Annotated in this window: 22 protein-coding genes; 11 read left to right on the top strand and 11 right to left on the bottom strand. The window is 63.5% G+C overall.

Features of this window, described 5'->3' with window-relative positions; translation table 11 throughout:
* Positions 1-88: 88 nt before the first annotated feature.
* Positions 89-1066 carry a lysylphosphatidylglycerol synthase transmembrane domain-containing protein gene (locus V7N12_RS05095; protein ID WP_333713152.1) on the bottom strand — a complete coding sequence of 326 codons (978 nt, stop codon included), beginning with the start codon at positions 1064-1066 and terminating at the stop codon, positions 89-91.
* 107 nt (positions 1067-1173) lie between these two features.
* On the opposite strand from V7N12_RS05095, the gene V7N12_RS05090 reads away from it, so the two are divergent.
* The 4 genes from V7N12_RS05090 to V7N12_RS05075 all read left to right on the top strand — a co-directional run bounded on the left by V7N12_RS05090 (position 1174) and on the right by V7N12_RS05075 (position 5370).
* Entirely contained in the window at positions 1174-2238 is a 1065-nt protein-coding gene (locus tag V7N12_RS05090; protein ID WP_333713151.1) for an ABC transporter ATP-binding protein, read from the top strand.
* 38 nt (positions 2239-2276) lie between these two features.
* Positions 2277-3584, top strand: a complete 1308-nt coding sequence (locus V7N12_RS05085) for an extracellular solute-binding protein (RefSeq protein ID WP_333713150.1) — start codon at positions 2277-2279, stop codon at positions 3582-3584.
* A 113-nt stretch (positions 3585-3697) separates the two neighbouring features.
* Positions 3698-4531: a carbohydrate ABC transporter permease gene (locus V7N12_RS05080; RefSeq protein ID WP_333713148.1), complete on the top strand. Its 834-nt coding sequence runs from the start codon at positions 3698-3700 to the stop codon at positions 4529-4531.
* Positions 4528-5370, top strand: coding sequence for a carbohydrate ABC transporter permease (locus V7N12_RS05075; protein ID WP_333713146.1), 843 nt, complete (start codon positions 4528-4530; stop codon positions 5368-5370). The genes V7N12_RS05080 and V7N12_RS05075 overlap by 4 nt, the downstream gene beginning before the upstream one ends.
* On the opposite strand, the gene V7N12_RS05070 is transcribed toward V7N12_RS05075, so the two are convergent.
* Complete coding sequence (locus V7N12_RS05070; protein ID WP_333713145.1) at positions 5360-7015, bottom strand: sulfatase-like hydrolase/transferase; 1656 nt, start codon at positions 7013-7015, stop codon at positions 5360-5362. The genes V7N12_RS05075 and V7N12_RS05070 overlap by 11 nt on opposite strands.
* Positions 7012-7770, bottom strand: a complete 759-nt coding sequence (locus tag V7N12_RS05065) for a CDP-alcohol phosphatidyltransferase family protein (RefSeq protein WP_333713143.1) — start codon at positions 7768-7770, stop codon at positions 7012-7014. The genes V7N12_RS05070 and V7N12_RS05065 overlap by 4 nt, the downstream gene beginning before the upstream one ends.
* Before the next feature lie 99 nt (positions 7771-7869).
* Here V7N12_RS05065 and V7N12_RS05060 point away from each other — a divergent pair, with 99 nt between their 5' ends.
* Genes V7N12_RS05060 through V7N12_RS05050 form a run of 3 tightly spaced genes read left to right on the top strand, consistent with a single transcriptional unit; the run spans position 7870 to position 11539 of the window.
* Positions 7870-8430 carry a cytochrome b gene (locus V7N12_RS05060; RefSeq protein WP_333713142.1) on the top strand — a complete coding sequence of 187 codons (561 nt, stop codon included), beginning with the start codon at positions 7870-7872 and terminating at the stop codon, positions 8428-8430.
* Positions 8427-10028, top strand: a complete 1602-nt coding sequence (gene mdoH / locus V7N12_RS05055) for a glucans biosynthesis glucosyltransferase MdoH (protein WP_333713141.1) — start codon at positions 8427-8429, stop codon at positions 10026-10028. The genes V7N12_RS05060 and mdoH overlap by 4 nt, the downstream gene beginning before the upstream one ends.
* A complete protein-coding gene (locus V7N12_RS05050) occupies positions 10028-11539 on the top strand; it encodes a glucan biosynthesis protein (protein WP_333713140.1) in 1512 nt (503 codons plus the stop codon). Before mdoH ends, V7N12_RS05050 begins: the two co-directional genes overlap by 1 nt.
* Here the strand turns inward: V7N12_RS05050 and V7N12_RS05045 are convergent.
* Complete coding sequence (locus V7N12_RS05045) at positions 11536-12336, bottom strand: endonuclease/exonuclease/phosphatase family protein (protein WP_333713138.1); 801 nt, start codon at positions 12334-12336, stop codon at positions 11536-11538. The two genes, V7N12_RS05050 and V7N12_RS05045, sit on opposite strands and share 4 nt — an antisense overlap.
* A 122-nt stretch (positions 12337-12458) precedes the next feature.
* Here V7N12_RS05045 and V7N12_RS05040 point away from each other — a divergent pair, with 122 nt between their 5' ends.
* From V7N12_RS05040 to V7N12_RS05025, 4 genes are all read left to right on the top strand, one after another.
* Positions 12459-13304, top strand: coding sequence for an arsenate reductase/protein-tyrosine-phosphatase family protein (locus V7N12_RS05040; protein ID WP_333713137.1), 846 nt, complete (start codon positions 12459-12461; stop codon positions 13302-13304).
* Positions 13301-14299 carry an ArsJ-associated glyceraldehyde-3-phosphate dehydrogenase gene (locus tag V7N12_RS05035; protein WP_333713136.1) on the top strand — a complete coding sequence of 333 codons (999 nt, stop codon included), beginning with the start codon at positions 13301-13303 and terminating at the stop codon, positions 14297-14299. Before V7N12_RS05040 ends, V7N12_RS05035 begins: the two co-directional genes overlap by 4 nt.
* The gene (gene arsJ / locus V7N12_RS05030; protein WP_333713135.1) at positions 14296-15570 is read left to right on the top strand and encodes an organoarsenical effux MFS transporter ArsJ; all 1275 of its coding nucleotides are present in this window, start codon (positions 14296-14298) and stop codon (positions 15568-15570) included. Before V7N12_RS05035 ends, arsJ begins: the two co-directional genes overlap by 4 nt.
* Positions 15571-15659: 89 nt before the next feature.
* Complete coding sequence (locus V7N12_RS05025) at positions 15660-16985, top strand: ABC1 kinase family protein (RefSeq protein ID WP_333713133.1); 1326 nt, start codon at positions 15660-15662, stop codon at positions 16983-16985.
* Here V7N12_RS05025 and ubiG read toward each other — a convergent pair.
* The 7 genes from ubiG to V7N12_RS04990 all read right to left on the bottom strand — a co-directional run.
* Positions 16966-17688: a bifunctional 2-polyprenyl-6-hydroxyphenol methylase/3-demethylubiquinol 3-O-methyltransferase UbiG gene (ubiG, locus tag V7N12_RS05020; protein ID WP_333713132.1), complete on the bottom strand. Its 723-nt coding sequence runs from the start codon at positions 17686-17688 to the stop codon at positions 16966-16968. The two genes, V7N12_RS05025 and ubiG, sit on opposite strands and share 20 nt — an antisense overlap.
* Positions 17666-18499, bottom strand: a complete 834-nt coding sequence (locus V7N12_RS05015) for a methyltransferase family protein (RefSeq protein WP_333713131.1) — start codon at positions 18497-18499, stop codon at positions 17666-17668. The genes ubiG and V7N12_RS05015 overlap by 23 nt, the downstream gene beginning before the upstream one ends.
* Positions 18500-18574: 75 nt before the next feature.
* On the bottom strand, positions 18575-19465 hold the full coding sequence (locus V7N12_RS05010) for a metal ABC transporter substrate-binding protein (protein WP_333713130.1): 891 nt from the start codon (positions 19463-19465) through the stop codon (positions 18575-18577).
* Positions 19466-19469: 4 nt separating this feature from the next.
* Positions 19470-19805 (bottom strand): hypothetical protein, encoded by a 336-nt coding sequence (locus tag V7N12_RS05005; RefSeq protein WP_333713128.1) that lies wholly within the window; start codon positions 19803-19805, stop codon positions 19470-19472.
* A complete protein-coding gene (locus V7N12_RS05000; protein ID WP_333713127.1) occupies positions 19802-20578 on the bottom strand; it encodes a DUF4198 domain-containing protein in 777 nt (258 codons plus the stop codon). The genes V7N12_RS05005 and V7N12_RS05000 overlap by 4 nt, the downstream gene beginning before the upstream one ends.
* A gap of 15 nt (positions 20579-20593) precedes the next feature.
* Positions 20594-21763: an ABC transporter permease gene (locus V7N12_RS04995; protein ID WP_333713125.1), complete on the bottom strand. Its 1170-nt coding sequence runs from the start codon at positions 21761-21763 to the stop codon at positions 20594-20596.
* The coding region (locus tag V7N12_RS04990) for an ATP-binding cassette domain-containing protein (protein ID WP_333713124.1) at positions 21760-22098 on the bottom strand (339 nt) is incomplete at its 5' end. The genes V7N12_RS04995 and V7N12_RS04990, both read right to left, overlap by 4 nt.

Below are 22098 nucleotides of genomic sequence, written 5' to 3'. Positions count from 1 at the left end.
CCGCCAGAGACCGCCGTCTTTTAAATGGTCTTTTTTGTCCCGATTTCCTGCTGGCACGATCAATCTGGCAATCTGCCACCGGCGCCGTTCATTTGCTGGCCCGTTCGGCGGGCATCGAGGACGCGGGCCCGGGACGATGTGCCGGACGCAGGATCAAGAATGCACCCGGCAGGCTTGCAAGCAGGATCGCCGCACCGAAGGCGACACTTGCGCTGACACCCATGGCGGCGCTTTGACCGATCAGGGGAAAGATCGCCGCCGCTGCGCCCTCGCGATAGCCCCAACCGCCTATGGAAAAGGGGATCAGCATCGCCAGAAGGATCAATGGCACGGCATAAAGTATTGCAGGGAAACCGATTTCGGCACCGACCGCACGGGCAGCGCAGGCAAATGCCACAAGATTGACCACGACGATCGCAAGGCTGAGCACGGCTTGCGCGGCAAAGCCGCGGCCCCATGCCCAGCTTCGGCCGATCGCCAAGCCGAAGCGTCTGAGAAACGCAGGCGCGCGGCCCGTGATTTCCGCGCGCCGTGCTGCACGCAAAAGCAGCAGAAGAATTGCGATAACGCCGGCTGCAATCCAGGCCGATGTCTGCAAGACAGATCGCCCCGATACCGCCAGCCCCAAAAGCAGAACCGTGCCAAGCGCGATCTGTCCGGCAAAGCGTTCGATCACGACGGCCTGTGCCGCCGTTTCCAGACCGGCTGTGGTCCGGGCGCGCAAAGCACGGGTCGCATCACCCAAAACGCCGCCCGGAAGTGTCATGTTGATGAAACTCGACAGATAATATTCGCTTACGGCCGATCTGCGCGTCATCGCCGCGCCCAGCAAGGATGCCGTCAGCCGCCAGCGCAGCGCGCTGAGCACGATCTGCAGGGAACAGGCGACGACGGCGGCCAGCATCAGACCGGCTTGCATGCCGCGCAAGGCCGCCCAGACCTCTGCGCCATCGACATGGGACAGGACGAAAAGGATGCTTGCCACAGGCACGACGACATGCGCGACCCGATAAGCCATCGGCTTGAAGGATGCGGTTGTGGCGTCGGTGCGCAGTGATTGCTTCATCACACCAGGACCTTGTCCGAAAACCACCGAAATCAAGCAGCCGCAGAAAGAATGGACGGCGCGCGGCAGAGGACTAGCTTGGTTATCGAAGGGGTCGAAAGAAACGCATGGCCGAATTAGCTCTGACTGATGTCACGAAGATCTACGATCGCGGACAGATGGCGCTCGACAAGGTGTCCCTGACCGTCGCGGACCGCGAATTTGTCGTGATCGTCGGGCCCTCGGGCTGTGGCAAGTCCACGACCCTGCGCGTGATCGCGGGGATCGAGGACGAGAGTTCCGGCGAGATCCGTATCGGCGGCGAGGTGGTGAACGACCTGTCCCCCGGTGCGCGGGACGTGGCGATGGTGTTTCAGGACTACGCGCTCTATCCGCATATGACCGTTGCGGGGAATATCGGCTTCGGGCTTCGGCGTCGCGGCATGACGCGGGCCGAGGTCAGGGCGCGCGTTGCGAAAATTGCCGAGGTTCTGGAAATCACGGACCTGCTCGATCGCCGTCCTGCAATGTTGTCGGGCGGCCAGAAGCAGCGCGTCGCCATGGGCCGTGCGATGGTGCGCCGCCCGAAGCTCTTTCTTTTCGACGAGCCCCTTTCCAACCTCGATGCGCGACTGCGCGTGTCCATGCGGGCAGAGATGCGCAGGCTGAAAGAGCATATGCCCACCACGACGATCTACGTCACCCACGATCAGACCGAGGCGATGACGATGGCCGACCGTGTGGTCGTGATGAATGCCGGCCGGATCGCGCAGGTCGGCCCGCCGATGCAGATCTACCGCCAGCCCGCCAACCTCTTCGTGGCGCAATTCATCGGTTCACCGGCGATGAACCTGATGGATGCGACGCTGACCGACCGGGGGGCCGAAATTGCCGGCCAGATCCATGTCGATCTGCCCGGGCCAACTGATGCGGGTCGCAAGGTGGTGATCGGCCTGCGGCCCGAGGCGGTGCGCCTGTCAGACAGCGGTCTGCCCGCGCGCGCCCTGACACTGGAACCTGTCGGTCAGGAAATCATCGTGGAGTTCGAGACGGCCACGGGCAACCGCCTCAGAAGCCGCCTGCCCCCGGACACGCAACTGGGCGAAAAGGAAAACGTGCACCTCGTCTTCGACGCCACGCAAACCCATGTCTTTGATCCCGAGACGGGCACCGCCCTTTCCCGTCCGGTCTAGACCAAGGCATCATCCCTCATCCAAACGAAAGGCTGGTCATGACTTATCGCTTTTATGGAATCCTCGGCGCTGTCGGCGCGGCTTGTGCCTTGGGCATTCCCACTTCGCTTGCCGCACAAGACCTGATCACGCGTGATCGTGTGGGGCTGCCGGATGCGCCCAATACCATGACATTCCGGCTGACGGCCTACGACCTTTATTCCGCCGATGATGCGACGCGGATGGCCTTCGAAGAGCTCTTTACCCAATTCATCACGGCGCGCCCCGACTGGAAGATCGAAACACAGATCGCCACGGACAACATCGGTCAGGAACAGGCCCGCTTGCTCGAGCAGGCCCGTGCCGGACGCGGCCCGGACTGCGCCATGATCGACAGCTCGCAACTGGCCCTGTTCAAAAGCGCCGATATCCTGACGCCGATGAATGCGCATTGGACAACGGCCGAGATCGACGATCTCTTTCCTTATGTCCGCGACGCCGTGACCAATGAGGCGGGCGAGCTTCTGGCATGGTGGTGGTTCACGGATCTTCGGGTGCTCTATCGCGACACGCGGTTGGTCCCCGACGCGCCGCAGACCTGGCAAGATCTACAGACCGCTGCGCTTGCCACTGCCGAGTCGGGCAAGGAAGGGTTGCTTTTCAACGGCGGGCGCTGGGAAGGGACGACCTTCGACTGGCTTGCGCATTTCTGGGCGCAGGGTGGCCGGCTGGTCGATGATACGGGACGCCCGGTCTTCGCCGAGGGCGAGAACCGCGAGAAATTCCTGAACGCGATCAACTTCTACAAGGACCTTGTCGACACCGGCGCCGCGCCGCCGCGTGTGACCTCGATCGTGAACTACGACGAATTCAACGCCGCCGCAGCGGCTGGCACGACCGCGCTCTTTGTGGGCGGCAACTGGCAATACGGCCAATTGCGCGGCACCCTGCCTGCGGAAGACTTTGCCGCTTGGGCCGTGTCCCCCATCCCGGGTCCCAGTGCCGATGCGCGCGCGACCGGGACCGGCGGCTGGACCATCGCAGCCATGTCCGACGATCCCGAAGCCGTCCGGATCTGCGCCGAGATGATCCGCGAGATCTATTCCGGTCAAAGCAACGCCATTCAGGGCCTGCTGCCGACATCCGCGGCGCAATATGACCAGTTCGACGCATTCGAAGGCCCGGAATTCGACGTCTTCGCCGAGGCGCTGGTCGATGGACAGGCGCGACCCGGCGTGCCGATCTACCCCGAGATTTCAAACAACATCCAGATCATGATCGGTGATGTGCTGTCAGGTGCGGCCACACCGCAAGAGGCGCTTGACGCGGCCAATGCCGCTGTTCAGGCGGCCTTCGAACGGCTCTGACGGGCCGACCGGTGGCGATCACGCAAACAGGCGTGGCGGCTGCGGCCCAAGGGCCGCGACGCCGAAGGCGCGCGCGGTCGGCCATATGGCCGTGGCTTGCACCAGCGGTCTTGATGCTGGGTGCCTTCTATCTTGTGCCGATCCTCGATGTGGTCCGCCTTGCATTCGGGGATGCGACACTGCTGCGCGGCATCGAAAGCTACGGGCTGGATCGGATGTCGCAAACGCTGTCAGCACCCGCCCTGCCCGGCGTGCTTTGGGTGACGCTTGTCTTCACCATGGCCAGCGTGGTCGGCATTCTCGGCACCGGTCTGTTGATCGCGCTGACCGTCGTGCGTGGAGAGGCGCGCAACCTGTGGGGCATGGGGCTGTTGCGCACCGTGGTTCTGACGGCATGGGTGGTGCCCGGCATCGCAAACGGGCTGATCTGGCAGATGCTGTTTTCCGAGGCGCCTTTCGGCGCGCTCAATTCCACGCTGGCGCTTTTGGGGATTGCGCCGGTGCGCTGGCTTTCCGATCCCGACAACGCGATGATCTCGGCCGTCATCGCGAACGTCTGGCAGGGCACGGCCTTTGCGATGATCGTCTTTTACGCGGCGCGCAAGGGTCTGGCGCAAGACCTCTATGCCGCTGCGGCCGTGGATGGGGCGGGCCCATTCGCCCGTTTCCTGTTCATCACGCTGCCGCAGATGCGCCCTGCGATCCTGGTGGCGAGCGTGCTTGTGACGATCCAGACCCTGAATACCTTCGACGTGATCCTTGCCCTGACGGGCGGTGGCCCGGGGCGCGCGACCGAGGTCCTGTCGCTCTACACCTTCACCACGGTCTTTTACAACTTCGACCTTTCCGGCGGGTCTGTGCTTGCGCTGATCCTTGTGCTGATCGCGCTGTCGCTGACTGTTGTCTACATCCGCCTTCTGGTTGACCGACGGGACCGGCAGCCATGACAGGACGTCGGGCAGAAAGGCTGGGCGATCTGGCGACCTATGCGGTTGCATGCCTGCTTGTCATGCTGTTCGCGGCACCGCTTCTTTGGCTCGTGTCATTGGCCATCCGCACACCCGCCGAGGTTTTTCTGGGGGCCGCCCGCTTCATCCCGCAAGAGCCGACGCTGGCCAATTTCGAGCAGATCCTGACGGACCGCGCCTTCGGCCGTTATCTCTGGAATGGCATCAAGCTCTGCGCGCTGGGTGCTACTGGTGCGCTTTTGGTTTCGGTTCCTGCGGCCTATGTCTTTTCGCGCCGGCGCTTCCGCGGTGCCTCGGCCCTGATGCTGGGCATCCTGACCGTGCAAATGGTATCGCCGCTTGTGCTGCTGATCCCGCTTTATCGCTATATGGAGCGGCTCGGCCTGCTTGAGACCCATGCCGCAGCGGCGGGTGTCTACATGGCGCTTGGCGTGCCGCTTTCGGTCTGGATGCTCAAGGCCAGTTTTGACGCGATACCCCGATCGCTGGAACAGGCGGCGGCTGTCGATGGCTGCACACCGGCACAGATCCTCTGCTTCATCACGCTTCCGCTTGCGGCCCCGGGGATGGCCTCGGCGTTCATCCTCAACATGCTGATGGGATGGTCACAATTCCTGGTGCCGTTCATCCTTTTGTCGCGCGACCAGCTACAGCCGATCTCGGTCGCGATTTTCAACTTCGCGGGCTCGACCAGCTCCTCGACGACGCAACTTCTGGCGGCGGCCTGTGTGATCACCGTGCTGCCGGCGATTGCTGCTTTCCTTGCGCTTCAGCGGCTGATCGTCGGTGCCGTCATGGCGGGGGCCGTCAAGGGCTGACGGACCCATCGCTGAAGGTGGCAAGGAACCGGTTGCGGAAGGCATCCATCCGTATCGCGGGTGACGCAAGATCCGGAACCATACCCGCGACCCAGCCCCAGTCCGCGAACCGCGCGACAAGGTCAGGCGGCCCGATGACGTGAACCGGAACGGTCATCGCCTCATCCTCGCTGACAAAGAGCGCCGGGGGATGATCGCCCATGACGATCATCAGGGGCGGATTGTCGGTGCTGCGCGCGGCATATGCCCCCACGGTGCGCAAGCTGTAGTCGACGGCTTGCCGGAACTGATCGCGCACCCGATCGCGGTCGCGCCAGACCACGTCGGGCGGATCGCCCGATTGCGCCACCGCATCGAAGATCGTCCCATCGCCGATGTCGTCCCATGCGACCAGCTCTGGCACCGGTGTCCAGGGTGCATGGGACGAGATCAACGCGATCTGCGCAAAGATCGGTTGGCGCTGTGCCCCATCGGCAGGGGTCCGCACCAGCCGGTCGAAAGCCGTCAGCGTGAACTGATCCGGCATCGTCACCCAGTTGAACGGCAATCCGTTGTAGCCAAGGTCAGCCGCGGCATAGATGCGATCGAAGCCCATGAAGTCGGCCTCGGGCCAGTCCATCGTGATTGCGGGCATCACGGCCACGGTTTCGAAACCGTTGTCTTGGGCAAGATGGAACAAGGACCGACGCCCGCTGACCAAGGCCGCGCCATAGGTGCGCTGGTCGGGGATCCACAGACCCTTTGCCAGGGTTGCATGGCTCATCCAGCTTTGCCCCCCGAGGATCGGCGCCTCCAGCCAGCCTGACCGCATTGCAAGCCCTTGCGCGTCAAGCTCGGCCTCGATCCCGGCCAATGATGCCAGATGTGTGGGCGCGTATCGCGGGTTCGTCAGGCTAGAACCGCCGTAGCTTTCGACATAGATCAAGACCACGTCGCGCCCGCCCACCTTGTCCAAAAGCGGCGCCGCTTGCGCAAAGGGATCGGTCTCGGCGGCAATGCGGAAATTGCGAAGTCGGACATAGGTTTCCGAGATCATGTCCACCCGCTCGACCGCCACGCGCGTGGTGAAGGCGGCGCCGGGTGGGCCGAAAGGCAGGCTCCATGCGCGCATCGCATTGCCGATTTCGGCGGCTGCAAGACCGGCGCAAGCGATCACCGCGACGGCCGCGGCCCTGCGCGCCCCAAGCGGCAGCGCGACCCGCACGAAGGTGCCCGTGGCCCACCACAAGGCCCAGACCAAGCCTGCGATCGCGGCAATCAGCGCCAGAACGATCAGGCTGGCCAAGGCGAGCCCCAAACTGCCCGACCCGAGGTTCCAGGCCGCAGGGATCAGGTGCAGGTCGACCAGCGGGTTGAAACCCCTGTTGTAGGTCGAGAATGTCGCGAAATCCACAAGCTTGATCACCGTGACCAAGGTCAGAAACACGACGATTACCCATTTCAGGACATGCGTGAACCGCCGCTTGGGGCCCAGCACCGCCAAGCCGATGATGATGACGGGCCATTCCAGCGGGACAACCAGAAGACCGTCCCAGGCAAGCGCCAGAGGATGATTTGGCACCGCCAGCACAAGATAAAGAAGCGCCGCCGCAAGGATCACTGCCGCAAGGGATCCGGTCCGGTTTTTCGCCTGCGCTGCCATCATGCGGGGCGAGACAGCAACACGCGGATATCGGCAAGGAACGACCAGGCCAAAGCCGCCGCCGCCAGCGCGGCAGAAAAGGTCAGGACCGCCGTGGGCAGGACCGGCACCAGAAAGGCGATCAGGGTTCCGATCTGGAAAACACAGACGGCCTTGCGGAAAACAGTGTCGGGCACCGGGGCCGCCAGTCGCGGCCAGACCCTTGCGGCGGCAAAGAAGGCGTAGCGTGGCAGGCCCAGCAGCACGATCCAGAGCCCGGCCTGCGACGACGCATAGGCGACCAGAGCCAGCACCAGGGCAAAGACCGAGTCGACCTCCATGTCGAACCGCGCGCCAAAGCGGGACACAAGGCCGGATCGCCGTGCGGTCCAGCCATCGACACCGTCAAGTGACAGGGCGATGGCCGCAATGGCAAAGGCCGTCCACAGATCCGACGGCGCGACGGGCCGCGCCAAGAACAGCAACGGGACCAGCGAGAGTGTCAACGACAGTCTTGTCATCGTGATCAGATTGCACAGCCCGAATTCCGCATGGGGATACTGCCGCTGGACCGCCAGCGCGGTGCACGCCACGCCCAGCGCATAAAGCCCGCAAGCGACGACCACGCCGGTCGGTGTGTCGAAAAGGGATGCGCAGAAGATGACGATCACCAAGCCGCTGAGGCTGGAGAGCAGAAATTCCATCCGCAGACGGGTCAAGGGTGTGCCCGGCGCGTAGCGGTGCAAGGTGGATGACATCTGCAGGAAGATCTGTCTCATCCCCAACCAAGTAAGCGCCGGACTGCCTTGGTCAAGCAAAGCATTTGATGCAGCGCCCGCGCGATCTACCTTAAGGCGTGAAATCGCAGAGAGACGCAGATGGCTGAACCCCAGACCTTTCGCCAAGGCTATTCCACACCGACGCGGTGGCTTCATTGGCTGACCGCGCTTGTGGTGCTTTCGACCATTCCGGTCGGGGGCATCATGACCGCAGACGACCTTTCGCGGGGCGTGCAAAACGCGCTTTACATCTACCACAAGAACATCGGCATCCTGATCATCCTTCTGGTCATCGCGCGCCTTGTCATGCGCGCCCTGACACCTGCCGCACCGCTGCCTGCGTCCATGCCGGCATGGCAGAAGAACGCGGCGGCCGTCAGCCATGTGATGCTTTATCTGCTTTTGATCGTCATGGCGGTGTCGGGCTATGTCCGTGTCGTCGCCGGCGGTTTTCCGATCGAGTCGCTGAACGCCGTAGGGATGCCCTTTCTTGTGCCACGCTCTGATGATCTTGCCGAAACGGCGCAGTGGATTCATGCGACCGCCCGCTTTGTGCTGGTCGGGTTCATTTTGCTGCATATCGGTGCGGCGCTTCAGCACGGGCTGATCAAGAAAGACGGCGTCTTCAGCCGCATCTGGCCCCTGAAACGCCCGCGATGAGCGAGGTCTCGTCCCTGTCTTCCGCCGCGACAAGGGCGCAACAGACGCGGCGACCCGATCGCGTGCGCAGCGGTGCGGCCTTTCCCCGCTTCGTGGCGCTGACGCTTGTGATGTCCGTGCCTTTGGTCGTTGGCCTTGGCGCTGTTCTTGCGCCGCTTGAAGCGCTCGACGTGCTGCTTGTCGCGCTCTTCGCGCTCAACGCCTTATGGGTATCCGCCGCGGCGGCGACGGCGCTGATTGCCGTCGGCCAAGCAGAGCCGGGCAAGGATGCTGTCCCCGCAGGCTGGACCCCGAAAGAGCGGACGGCCGTCTTGTTCCTGATCTGTGGCGAAGATCCCGCAGGGGTGGTCAGGCGCATCGCGGAAATGCATCGCGACCTGAAACGCGCCGGTCAAAGCCGGACGACAGAGATCTGGCTTCTGTCCGACACGCCCGCCAGCAAGGCAGCGCAGGAACAGCGCGCAATCGAAAGGCTGTGCGCCACCGGCGTGCTGCACTATCGCCGCCGCACCGACAACAAGGGCCGCAAACCCGGCAATATCGCTGACTGGATCGACAATTTTGGCGCCTCCTACAGCTTCATGCTTGTGATGGACGCCGATAGCGCCATGCGGGTCGATCGCCTGAGCGCGCTGCGCTACCGGATGGAGCGAACGCCCGGGCTTGCCCTTTTGCAAAGCGGCATCGCCTTCCGGCCCGGTGCGACGCGCTTTGCGCGGCTTCAGCGGTTGTCGGCGCGTCTGACGGGGCCCGTCTTCATCAGGGGCCTGCGGGCATGGTCGGGGCGCGCGGGCAACTACTGGGGTCATAACGCCCTGATCCGGATCGAAGCCTTCCGTGCGGTGATGCGCCTTCCCCGCCTCAGCGGCCCGGCGCCCTACGGGGGCGAGTTCCTGAGCCACGACTTTGTCGAGGCCGCGCTATTGGTCCGCAACGGCTGGCGGGTTGAAATCACGCCGCAGACCTGTGGCAGTTCGGAAGACTGCCCCGAAGATCTCGAGACCTTTCATCGCCGAGACCGCCGGTGGAGCCAGGGAAACCTGCAGCATCTGCGGCCCTTGTTCGGAAGCCGCCTGAACAAGGTCAGCCGCATTCACCTTGCCTCTGGCGTCCAGAGCTACCTGTCGTCACCGATCTGGCTTCTTCTGATCCTGCTTTTTGTGCTTGCGGGCATGGCGCCTTGGGCGGTTCCGGTATTGTCGGGCGCGCTGGCCCTGCTTCTGGTTCCCAAGCTTGCCGCCCTCGTCTGGTTTTACAGGCGCACCGAACGACCATCGCGCCGCAAGACCTTCCTGCGCGCCACGGCCGCCGAATTGTGGCTAAGCACCCTTCTGTCGCCGATCGTCATGGTCCGTCAGACGATTTCGGTGATTGCCGTGATCCTCGGGCAGGACAGCGGCTGGAAAAGCAACAGGGCACGACGCCTTCCGAAGTTGCCCGGTGGCACGATCGAGGCTTTGGCCGGCATGGCGCTGGTCATGGTCGCGGTCATCGGCGGCGATACTGCGTGGCAGGCGCTTTGGCTGACACTGATCGCGGGTCCGCTTCTTGCAGGGCCCTGGCTTGTTCCCTGGCTTGATGCAAAGGCCCCGCGATGATGTATCGTCGCTCTTTCCTTACTGGCGCTATGGCACTCGCGGCCCCAAGGATCGGCTGGTCGCAAGAGCCGACCGAAAGCTTTGAAGCGCTCGCGCGGCGGCTGTCAGAAGTGCCTCATCGCGATCCGGCGATGCAGCTTGCAGCGCCCTTTGACGATCTGACATATGACAGCTTCCGCGCCATTCGGCCCGCCGAGGGCGGCGCGGCCGGTCTCCCGCTGGGGGAAGGCTTTGCCGCCGATCTGCTGCCGCCGGGCTTTTACTTTCAGGACAAGGTCGCCGTCGAAGTGCAACGCGGTAATGGCGTCGAACCCATCGCCTTTGACCCGTCGCTCTTTACCTTCGGCGAGAGTTACTTTGACACCCCCGTCAGGATGCGCGCATCCGACAGCGAAAACATGGGGTTTTCGGGGGCACGCTTCCGTGCGCCCTTCCGGCAGCCGACCTTTGCCGACGAATTCTTCGTCACCCAAGGTGCAAGCTATTTTCGCGCCGTCTCGGCCGAGACGCTTTACGGTCTGTCCGCCCGCGCCCTTGCGATCGGCACCGGTGGAGGGGCGCCGGAAGAGTTTCCCGTCTTTACCCGGCTCCGCCTGCACGAGGCCGAGAACGGCACAGCGCGGCTTGACGCCCTGATTGAAAGCCCTTCGGTCGCCGGGGCCGCGACATTGACCATCACCCCCGGCGAGCCGACGACGATTGCGGTGAATGTCGTTCTCTTCCCGCGGGTGCGGATAACGGACGTCGGAATCGCACCGCTGACCTCCATGTATCTCAAGGGACCGCTGCGCGCGGTGGTCTCCGATGATTTCCGCCCGCGCGTTCACGACAGCGACGCGCTCTTGATCGAGAATGGCGCGGGCGAGATGCTGTGGCGTCCGCTGACAAATCCCGCGAGGCTGCAGACCTCGGCATTTGCGGACGCAGGGCCGCGGGGTTTCGGCCTGATCCAGTCCGCGCGCACGTTCGCGGCCTTCGAAGATGCCGAGGCCGCCTATCATCTTCGGCCCTCTGCCTGGGTCGAACCGGACGGCGATTGGGGCGCTGGCAGCGTCATGCTGGTCGAGATCCCGACCGAGGATGAGTTTTTCGACAATATCGTCGCCTTCTGGCGACCCGAGCAGCCCCTTGACGCGGGCGAGACCTACCGCTTTCGCTACAAGATCTCGATGGGGGCCGATCCGCTTGCCTCGCGCCAGCCACGCATCCACGTTGTGCAATCGCGGTCGGGTCTTGTGCACGACCAGCCGGGCCGCCTTCAGTATGTCGTCGATTTCGATGGCAGTGATCTTGACGGGCTTCGGCCGGTCATCGAATCCTCGGCGGGTGCTGTGCTCGGTCTCTCGGCCTATGAAATCGCGGAACGCGGCCACCTGCGGGTGGGCTTTCGTTTCGAACCCGGTGATGCCGAAGCCGCCGAAATCCGCCTTGTGCTGCGCAACGACGATGGCACCCGCTGGTCTGATGTCTGGCTGCACCGCTGGACACCGGCGCGCGATGGTGGCCCCTAGGCCAAGGTCACGGTCGCCCGCAACGGCAGATGATCCGAGGTCTCCACCAGCTCGGGTGACCTCAGCACATGCGCGTTTTCGACCCGGAAGGGTGCCGTCGCCATGATCCGGTCGAGGGGCAGCATGGGAAAGACGGCCGGATAACTGCGGCGCGCTGGCCCTGTGAAACTGCGATGCGCCACACCGCGCGAGAACGCGAAACCGCCCCAGGGGCGCCATTCGTTCAAATCGCCGATCAAGAGGGCCGGCAGGTCACGATGCCGCGCCAGATATTGCCCGACCGCGCGCATTTGCGCCACGCGCAAAGGCTGTCCAAGCGACAGATGCGTCGCGATCACGCGGAAGTCATGGCCAGCCGCGCGGCAGGTCAGAATGGTCGCGCCACGCGGATAGACGCCCGGCAGGTCCAGAAGACATCCATCCACGATCTCGACCCGCGGATCATGAAGAACGATGGTCCCGAGAAACCCGTGACTGCTGTCCCCCCAACGCAGCGACAGATCGGTATGCGCCGTCGCAAGACCCGAGACCTCCTGGATGCGATCCAGATCCAACAGGGCACCATAGGGGGGCTGCTCGTCATCCGCCTCTGTCAGGATACAAAGCCCTGGCGCGGCGTCGGACAACAGATCGCACAGCACCCGCACCGTTCTATCGGGATCGATCTGCGCGTCTCTGCCGCGGCAGCGGTGGAGGTTCCAGGTTATGCAATCCAGTTCAAGCATCCGCGACGAGACGATCACATCTCGCCGCCAATCGCCAGGACAATGCGCGGATGCCAGTGGGGCGATGGACATTGACCGCAATCCATGGTCCGTGTCACGTCACCGGCCCCCATCCGCCGCGGCGGGCGCGTTTTCGCGTGGCAACCGGCAGAGAACAGTTGCGCTGCGCCCTATACTTCCGTATTTCATGAATTATGGAAATAGTGATTCCCAACCGCCTTTCGATCCTCGGCCATCCGCAAAGACTGGCCCTCTTCCGGCTGTTGATGCGCCGCTACCCCGACCGTGTCCCCGCAACCGAACTGGCGCGGGCGCTGGATCTGCGGCCCAACACGCTGTCGACCTATGTCAGCGCGCTGATGCAGGCCGGTCTGGTCACGCAAGAGCGTGCCGGAACCTCGCTGCGCTATGCGATCCACATGGATGCGGCCCGCGAGACCTTCGACTACCTGCTGCGCGACTGCTGTCGCGGTCGCCCGGACATCTGTTCACCCCTCACCTCTTTTGACCTCTACGGAGACGGCCCCATGACTGATCGCAAATATCATGTCCTTTTCATCTGCACCGGCAATTCCGCACGATCCATCTTTGCGGAATCCATCCTGCGCAAAGAAGCCGGTGACCGGTTCGTGGCCTATTCGGCCGGCACGCGGGCACGATCCGAGTTGAACCCCTTTGCGCTCGAAGTGCTTCGGCAGAAGGGGCATGATGTGTCCGTTCTCGAAGCCAAAAACCTGTCCGTCTTTCAGGGCGACGATGCGCCCGCGTTCGATTTCGTTTTCACCGTCTGCAATCAGGCCGCGAATGAGGACTGTCCAGCCTGGTCGGGCCAGCCGGTCAGCGCCCATTGGGGGATGCCTGATCCGGTGAAGGTCGAAGGCTCTGCCGCCGAGAAAAGCCTTGCCTTTCATCAGGCCTATGGCGCGCTTCTCAACCGGATCAAAGTCTTTACAGCCTTGCCGATCGCCTCGCTCGACCGGATCGCCTTGCAGAAGGCCGTCGACGACATCGCACAAACCGAAGAAGGGGCCTCCGCATGACCACCTATGCCCTCAACGGCCTTGGCCGGATCGGCAAGCTGGCCCTGAAGCCGCTGCTGGAACGCGGCGCCAGGATCGCATGGATCAACGACGCCGTGGGCGACCCCGAGATGCACGCCCATCTGCTGGAGTTCGACACGGTGCACGGGCGCTGGCAGGCCGATTTTGCCCATGATGCGGACAGCGTGACGATTGACGGCACAAGGCTGCCCTTCATCGGGACGAAGGATATCGGGGGCCTTCCCCTGGAGGGGGTGGATGTCGTCATCGATTGCACCGGCGTCCACAAGACAGAGGCCAGGATCGCGCCCTATTTTGCCGCGGGTGTGCAGAAGGTCGTCGTCTCGGCCCCGGTCAAGGACGGGGATGCGGCCAACATCGTTTACGGTGTGAACCACGATATCTATGACGCCCAAAAACACCGGATCGTCACGGCGGCAAGCTGCACGACAAACTGCCTTGCACCGGTGGTCAAGGTCATTCACGAGACCCTCGGCATCAAGCACGGGTCGATCACCACCATCCACAATGTGACGAACACACAGACCATCGTGGACCGCCCCGCCAAGGACCTGCGCCGCGCGCGCTCTGCCCTCAATTCCCTGATCCCGACAACGACGGGCAGCGCGACGGCGATCACGCTGATCTATCCGGAACTGACGGGCCGCCTGAACGGCCATGCCGTGCGGGTTCCGCTGTTGAACGGCTCGCTGACCGACTGCGTTTTCGAGGTCGCGCGCGAAACCACCGCCGCAGAGGTCAACGCCCTCTTCAAGGCGGCGGCTGCGGGTGACCTGCAAGGCATTCTCGGCTACGAGGAACGACCGCTTGTCTCGGCCGATTATACCAATGACGTACGATCCGGCATTGTGGATGCGCCCTCGACCATGGTGATCAACGGCACGCAGGTGAAGGTCTACGCGTGGTATGATAACGAGATGGGCTATGCGCACCGACTTGCCGATGTGGCCCTGATGGTCGGAGCCTCGCTGTGACGCAAACCCCCACGCGGCCCGAGGGGCTGTCGGCCTATATCGCCGTCACCGCCGCTTACTGGTCCTTCATGCTGACGGACGGTGCGCTGCGGATGCTGGTGCTGCTGCATTTTCACACGCTGGGGTTCAGCCCTGTCCAGCTTGCCTACCTCTTCGTGCTTTACGAGATTGCAGGCATCGTGACAAACCTTTGTGCCGGATGGATCGCCGCGCGCTTCGGTCTGACCGCCACGCTTTACGCGGGTCTTGGCCTTCAGGTGGTGGCCCTGCTGGCCTTGGCGCAACTTGATCCGGCATGGGCGATCGGCGCCTCCGTTGCCTATGTGATGGTCGTCCAGGGGGCCAGCGGCGTGGCCAAGGACCTTGCCAAGATGTCGTCGAAATCCGCCGTCAAGGTGCTGGCCCCGTCGGAGGATGGCGGGCTGTTCCGGTGGGTGGCGCTGCTGACGGGGTCGAAGAACGCGGTCAAGGGCCTTGGCTTCCTGCTGGGGGCCGCTTTGCTGGCGACGCTGGGCTTTGTCTGGGCCGTGCTGGGGATGGCGGCAATCCTTGCGGTCATCCTGATCGCGGTCCTGATCTTCATGCCCGCCGGACTGCCCAAGGGCCGGAAAGGTGCAAAGTTTTCCGAGGTCTTTTCCAAATCATCCAACGTCAACCGGCTTTCGGCGGCGCGTGTCTTCCTGTTCGGTGCGCGCGACGTCTGGTTCGTGGTCGGCATCCCGATCTATTTCTACGCGGTCCTGTCGGACGGCACCGTTTCGGGAAACCGTACGGCGTTCTTCATGATCGGGACATTCATGGCGGTCTGGATCATCCTTTATGGCTTCGTGCAGGCGGCGGCCCCGCGCCTTCTGCGGGCATCGACACGGGCCGAGGGCGACCTTGTGCGCGCCGCCAAGGGCTGGGCATGGGCCCTTGCGACGATCCCCGCCCTGCTGACGGCCGCAGCACTTGCCGCGGATGGTCCACAGACATGGCTGACGGCTGTGCTGGTGGCGGGCTTGCTGATCTTCGGTGGGGTCTTTGCCGTCAACTCGGCGCTGCATTCCTATCTCATCCTTGCGTTCTCGAAAGCGGAAAGGGTGACGATGGATGTGGGCTTCTACTACATGGCCAATGCTGGCGGGCGGCTGCTGGGCACCGTTCTGTCGGGGCTGACCTATCAGATCGGGGGTCTGCCACTGATGTTGGGGACGGCGACGCTGATGGTGGCGGGGGCCGCGATTGCCGCCGGTTTCCTGCAACCCGAGGCGAAGGACCAAGCCATCTAGCCCCAAGGCCGCACCTTGCGCGGAATGATGGCCTGGCGCCTTGCCGACCGCCGCTAACCGCCTAGCTGTCAGCCAAGGCGGAGCATCAGATGACCCAACCCCCTTCCTTCGGACGCGCGGTCCCCGTGCCACAGCATCGCGCTTGGCGTGCGGCCCGCCTTGGCGGCATGGCGCTGAACGTGGCCGGTTCGGTTGCCGCGCACCGCGCCCAAGGTTTCTTGCGCGGTGAACCCGCCGCCTGGCGCGATCTGCTTTTGACGCCCGCGAATATCGGGCGCATCACGAACGAACTGGCGCGGATGCGCGGTGCGGCGATGAAACTGGGGCAGCTGATCTCGATGGATGCAGGCGACGTGCTGCCGCCCGAGTTGTCGCAGATCATGGCGCGCCTGCGGGCCGAGGCGGATTTCATGCCGCCTGCGCAACTCAAACAGGTGCTGACGCAGGCTTGGGGACCGGACTGGCTGCGGCAGTTCAAACGGTTTGACGTGCGCCCCATCGCGGCGGCCTCGATCGGGCAGGTCCACCGCGCCGCATTGCGCGACGGGCGCGATGTGGCGATCAAGGTGCAATATCCGGGGGTGGCGCAATCCATCGACAGCGACGTCGCCAATGTCGCGGCACTGGTCAAACTGTCCGGCCTGATCCCCAAGGGGTTCGAGATCGACCCTTACGTCGAAGAGGCCCGCAAGCAACTGCACGAGGAAACCGACTATCTGCTGGAGGCCGCGCATCTGCGCAAGTTCCGCAGCCTGCTTGACGGATCGGACAGGTATGAGCTACCCGTCGTGCAGGACGATCTGACCGTGCCGACCGTCCTGACCATGACCTTCATCGACAGTGTGCCGCTGGAGGCCGTGGCCGATCTCGACCAATCGATCCGCAACCAGATCGCCCGCGACCTTGTCGATCTTGTCCTGCGCGAGATTTTCGACTTCGGCGTCGTGCAATCCGATCCGAACTTCGCGAACTTCCGCTACAATGCGCAGACCCGGCGCCTTGTGCTGCTGGATTTCGGGGCAACGCGCATCATCCAGCGCGACATCGCCGGGGCCTATCGCGCCCTTATTCTGGCAGGCCTTGCCGATGAGACGGAGGCCATGAAGACCGCGGCCCAAGGTCTCGGCCTCTGGAACGACGCGACCGCCCCGGACCACGTCGCGCGGCTGATGAAGATGATGCGTCTGGTCTTTTCGGCCATCAACGACCGGACCGACTATGATTTCAGCGACCAGAGGCTGACACGGCAGATGAATGCCGAAGGGATCGCGCTGGCCGAAAGCGGCTTTGTGCCGCCCCCCGTGCCGATCGACGTGCTGTTCGTTCAGCGCAAGCTGGCGGGTGTGTTCCTGATCGCGGCGAACCTCAAGGCACGGCTGCCCTTGCGTCAGATCATCACGGGGCGGCTTGGCTAGGCTTGCGGGCCACCCCCATGTAGATCACCGCTTTCAGCGGCAGCGGGCCGAAGACGAAGTCGCCCTTTCTGTTGATCCCGCGCGGCCCCAGCCCGGTCTGTCTGCCCGCGACAAGCCCCGCCCCCGTCAAGGTCTGCCGCAGTTCAGCCGGTTTGATGAAAAGGGCGGGATCATGCGTGCCCTTCGGCAAAAGGCGCAGGATATCCTCGGCCAGCATGATTGTCGCGAAACGGGCAATCGGATTGCGGTTGATCGTGTCATAAAGGAACAGACCGCCCGGGCGCAGGACCCGTGCAATCTCGGCGGCGACTTGTGTCAGATCGCTGACATGTTCCAGAACATCGACACAGACGACAGCGTCGAAACTGCCGTCCTGATAGGGAAGGTCTTCGCCCACGCCGGTATCATAGGTGATCGCAAGGCCACCCTTTTGTGCATGGGCGCGGGCGGCGGCGATGGCATCCGCTGCGGGATCGATGCCGGTGACGACAGCCCCTTTTGCCGCCAGCGCCTCGGCCATGAAACCGCCTGCGCAGCCCAGATCCAGAACGCGCTTGCCGCGCCAGTCGATCTGCCTGTCGAACCATGCCATCCGCCCCGGCACGAGATTCTTGAGCGTGCGCACCCAGCGGATCTCGTCCGACCACCACTGATCGGCCACCTTGTCGTAGATCGTCAGGTCATTGCGCGCGATTTTGGTCATGGTCAGGCGACCCCTTCAGTTTGGGAAAGGCGTAGGGAACCGTGTCGCGGTAACGCTGAAAGCGTGTCCCGTAGCGCCGTTCGAAGCGCTTCTCTTTCAGCCGTGGTGCCGCGAGGCAGTAGATGGTCAGAACGATGGCAAGGGCCAGTTGATCCGGCGTCCAGACCGGCACCGTCCAGAGCGTCAGCGCGAAAGAGACATAGATCGGCTGCCGGATCAGGCGGAACAGGCCATCCGTCGGCATGTCGGGAAAGACCGGTGCCTTGTCTTGCGCCAGCGACATCCAGCCCAGCGCGCCCGACTGCACCTCGGCGCCCGCGTCATAGCTTGCCTTGATCAGCAACAGCCATGAGACCGCATAGGCCGTGCAGACGATGTAGAACGCAGTGCCCTCGGCACGCCACCAGACGATGCCGCTGGGCGTCCAGAAGGCGAAGAGCAGGAAGAGCTGGACCGATGCGACAATCGCGAAAGTCGTTGTGCCCAGCGTTCCGGCCACATCACGCGGCGCCAACCAGTTCAGCGCCTTGCGGCCCCGGTCGCTGAGCAGCAGGGAATGGACGATGGGGAATTGCAGCACCAGAAAGAGGTTCGCCAGATAGGACCATGGTGCCGGCACACGGCCGAGGCTTTCGCTCATCCCGAAGAACATCGCCGCAATCATCGCTGCGACGGCAAGCGCGAAGACCAGATGGCAGAAGCCACCATAGCCGAAGGCAAGCGCAATCCGCCGTCCGCCCGGGGGCGGTGTCAGCGCGCCCAGCGCAAGGTCGAACAGGACCTGATATTTCGGTATTCGCTTTCCCGACATGGCAGTGAGATAGGCCAGTCACCGGCGGTTTCAGCCCCAAAGACGAATGGTCGCATTCGCCTGCGGCGCGCGCGGCTACTCGACCGGTATATCGGCCAGCGCCGCGATGGCCGCGCCCATGACATCCGCAAAGCTCTGGTCTTCAATGCCATGTGCCAAAGTCGGAAATACCACGTTGCGCAACCCAAGGGCGGCTGTGGCTGCGAAAGCCGCGGGGTCCGGTTCGCCCTCCCAGATCAGGACGGTCGCGCCGGTTTCGGCGATCATGGCTTGCAAATCGGCAAGCTCTGCATCGGTGGGCGTTGCCCCTGCTTCCCATTCAAGCGCATCGATGGTCAGCCCATAGCGCCGCGCGAAATACTGATAGCGGGGGTGGGTCGCGATCATCGTGACATCGGCCAGACCCGCAAGTCCTGCGGATGCCTGCGCGTCCAGCGCCGACAGTCGGGATGTCAGCGCCGCCAGCCTGTCGGCGACATCCGTCTGGGGTGCAAGGCCACGGGCGGTGATCGCTGCGGCAATCGCCTCGGCCTGCGCGATGGCGAGGGTCGGGTCGAGCCATGTGTAGGACGCCAGCCCTTCATGCGAATGTTCGTCACCCGCGCCATGGCTGTGGGTGATGCTTTCGGTGACGATGAACCGGTCCGAGATGGCGGCGGTCGAATTCACCACCTTGGATCGCGGCAAGGTCACACGATCGACCCAAGTGGCAAAGGCGGCACCATTCAGAACGATCAGATCGGCGGACTGGATGGCGCTGATATCGGCAATCGCGGGACGCCAGAACGACGGGTCCACATCGGCGGGAACGGGGAAGTCCACCTCTGCCGCGTCGCCCAGCAAGGCTTCGGCAAGATACTGCAACGGATAGTTCACCGTCACGACGCGCGGGCGGTCCTGCGCATGGGCCAGCGCGGCCCCGAAAAGGGCCAGCGCGACAGCAAGCGAAGTGGTCAACTGATGCATCGGATCAGCTTTGGCAACTGCGGGCGATATCGTCGGGCGTCACGATCCAGTAATTGTCGTGGCTGCCGGTATCGACCTCGATCACAAGGCCGCCGCTGTGATCGACACTTGCCAGCGGGATGGTCGCGGTGCCGTCTTGGGCGATCGGCATGGTCATCAAAAGCGCGTTCTGGCCATCCAGCACGCGGACCTCGCCTTGCTGGACGGCATTTCCATTCGAGAATTTCGCCTCGACCATGACATTCTCGCAGTCGACGGAGGCAAAGACGATCATCTGATGCGCTGCCGCCCCCATCGGGACAGCAGCGACCAGAGCGGCAAGAGCGGCGGCGCGGATCACTCGCCCGTCCATTCTTCGAAATGGACCCAGATCACGGCCCCCAGTTCCACGTCCTTCTCCTCGCCCGAGGTGTCTTCGACCAGCGTGTAATCCGCCGTGTTCAGCGCGGCAAACCCCCACCAGCCATGCCCGGGAGGTGCATAGGTGAAGACACCGGCGGCATCGGCCTTGATGGTCTGGGTGATCATCAACTCGTCCGGGGCTGTCGCACTGCCGTTCTGGTTGAAGAATTCGACCTCGACCTCGGCATAGGGAACAGGTTCACCGTCCATCTTGACGATGCCCTGAAAGACATTGTGCTCCCACAGGCCGAAGGGTTTGGACAGGGGCACGATCTCGGTCTTCAGGCCCAGTTCGGTATCCCAGCCTTCGTCATCGCCAAAGGCGGTCACATAGGTCTTGGTGTAATGGATGATGAAGGCATCCTCGGCGGGTTCCCAATAGGGCTGGGGTTCCATCGCGAAGATATAGGTGCCGGGACGGTCGAGCGGGAATTCAAGGGTATAGCCCTGATCATCCATCACCGTGGCGCCCTGCAATTCACCCAGAAGGTCGGTCGTCGTCCCTTCATGCGTGACCGAAAAGGCGACAGGGGTATCCAGCATCATGCCGTCCAGTTCGAAGGGATGCGAAAACGACATGGTCAGGTTGACGCTGCGCCCGTCTTCCTGGCTGATCATGGGATCGTCGGGGATGATCATGCCGTAATGGCCAAGGGCGGGTGTCGCCACCAAAAGTGCGGCGAGTGATGCGGTCGTCAAATGACGTTTCATGAATGCTCCTGTTGGTTATGTTCCCAAGGCAAGCAACCAGCCCACCCAGCTTTCTGCATGTCGTGCCACGATCATGGCACCGATCGAGGCGAGAATCGATGCGACAAAGATTAAGGTAAAAGTCTCGGCCGACAAGAGCCGCAGAACCATTCCCTTGCGGGCGCCAAGCTTGACGGCGGTTGCGATTTCCCGTGCGCGCAGGCGATAGCTGAGAAAGACCGCCAGCCCGATCGCCGCGACGGCGGCAACCGCGATGATCGCGGTCACCACGTCAAGCAGCGCCTTGATGCGAAAGATGCGGTCCACAAGCCCCTGAATGACACCCGCAGGTTCGACCAACTGGCTGGGACCGGCGGCGTCGAGGTATCGCCCCTTCAGGATCGTCGCGGACCGTGCATCATGCGGCACGACAATCACGGCGGTTGCCGGGAAATCGTCTTGTGCGCCGTGGAAATGGAAGGTGTCGATATTGTCCTCGGTGATCCGCTGATACTGCACAACGGCCGCATTCGCGATGGCCGCCGTGCCCGCGGCGACCTCGGCGGCGGTGACGACGTCTTCATGTCCGTGACCGATCCCCTGGATCACCCAGGCGGTCTTGATGTCGACGAAGATCGCCTGATCATCGGGCGAGTTGCTGGGTGACAGCACCCCGACGATGGGCATTTCCAGCGGATAGACCCCGTCGAGGTCAAAGAGGTTCTCAGGCGTGGAAACCAGCGTATCACCGACGCCCTTGCCCAGAGCGGTGGCCACATCGGCGCCGATCACCGCGTCACCCAGAAACGACAGGCCACGGCCTTCGGCAATCACAAGGTCACGGAAATCGAAATAGTCGAGCGAGGTGCCCACGATCCGGAAGCCGGACGACGAAAAGGCGCTGTGGATGGGGATGGGAACCCCCAGACCGCTGTCCCAGAGGGTTTCGACCTCGGCCATGGTGACCGGATCGGGGCGCTCGTCTGAGAAATAGAGGGCCGCCATCGTCAGGTCGAGTTGCGAGCCCCGGCTGCCCAGCAAAAGCGGTGTCGCCTCGCCCCTTGCGACAAGGGCGCGTTCGCTGGACGACAGAAGGATCTGGGTCGCGATGGGCACAAAGATGATGAGTGCTGCAACAAGCGTCAGGACCAGACTGCGCGCCCAGTGATAGCGCAGATAGGCGAAGGCAAGATAGAGCGCGTTCATGCCCCTGCCCCCTCACGGAATTGCGCAAAGTCGACGACGCGGTCGAACCGGGGCAGCAACTCGTGATCATGCGTCACGGCAAGGACAGCCGCCCCTGCACGTGCTGCCTGCGCGAACAGCAGATCGAGGATCCGCGCCTTGCTGTCGGGATCGAGGTTGCCCGTCGCCTCGTCCGAGAGGATCAACTTTGGCTGCGTGACCAGCGCGCGGCAGATCGCGACCCGCTGCTGTTCACCCTGGCTGAGGGCGGTGGGGTGCCGGTCCAGCTTGTCCCCGATCCCGCAGGCGGCGGCCAGCGCCTCGGCCCGGTCGCGGGCGTCCTGATCAAGGGTCAG

This window comes from Yoonia sp., from assembly GCF_036770585.1.
Taxonomy (GTDB): Bacteria; Pseudomonadota; Alphaproteobacteria; order Rhodobacterales; family Rhodobacteraceae; genus Yoonia.
This window is presented reverse-complemented; position numbering and strand designations above follow the sequence as displayed.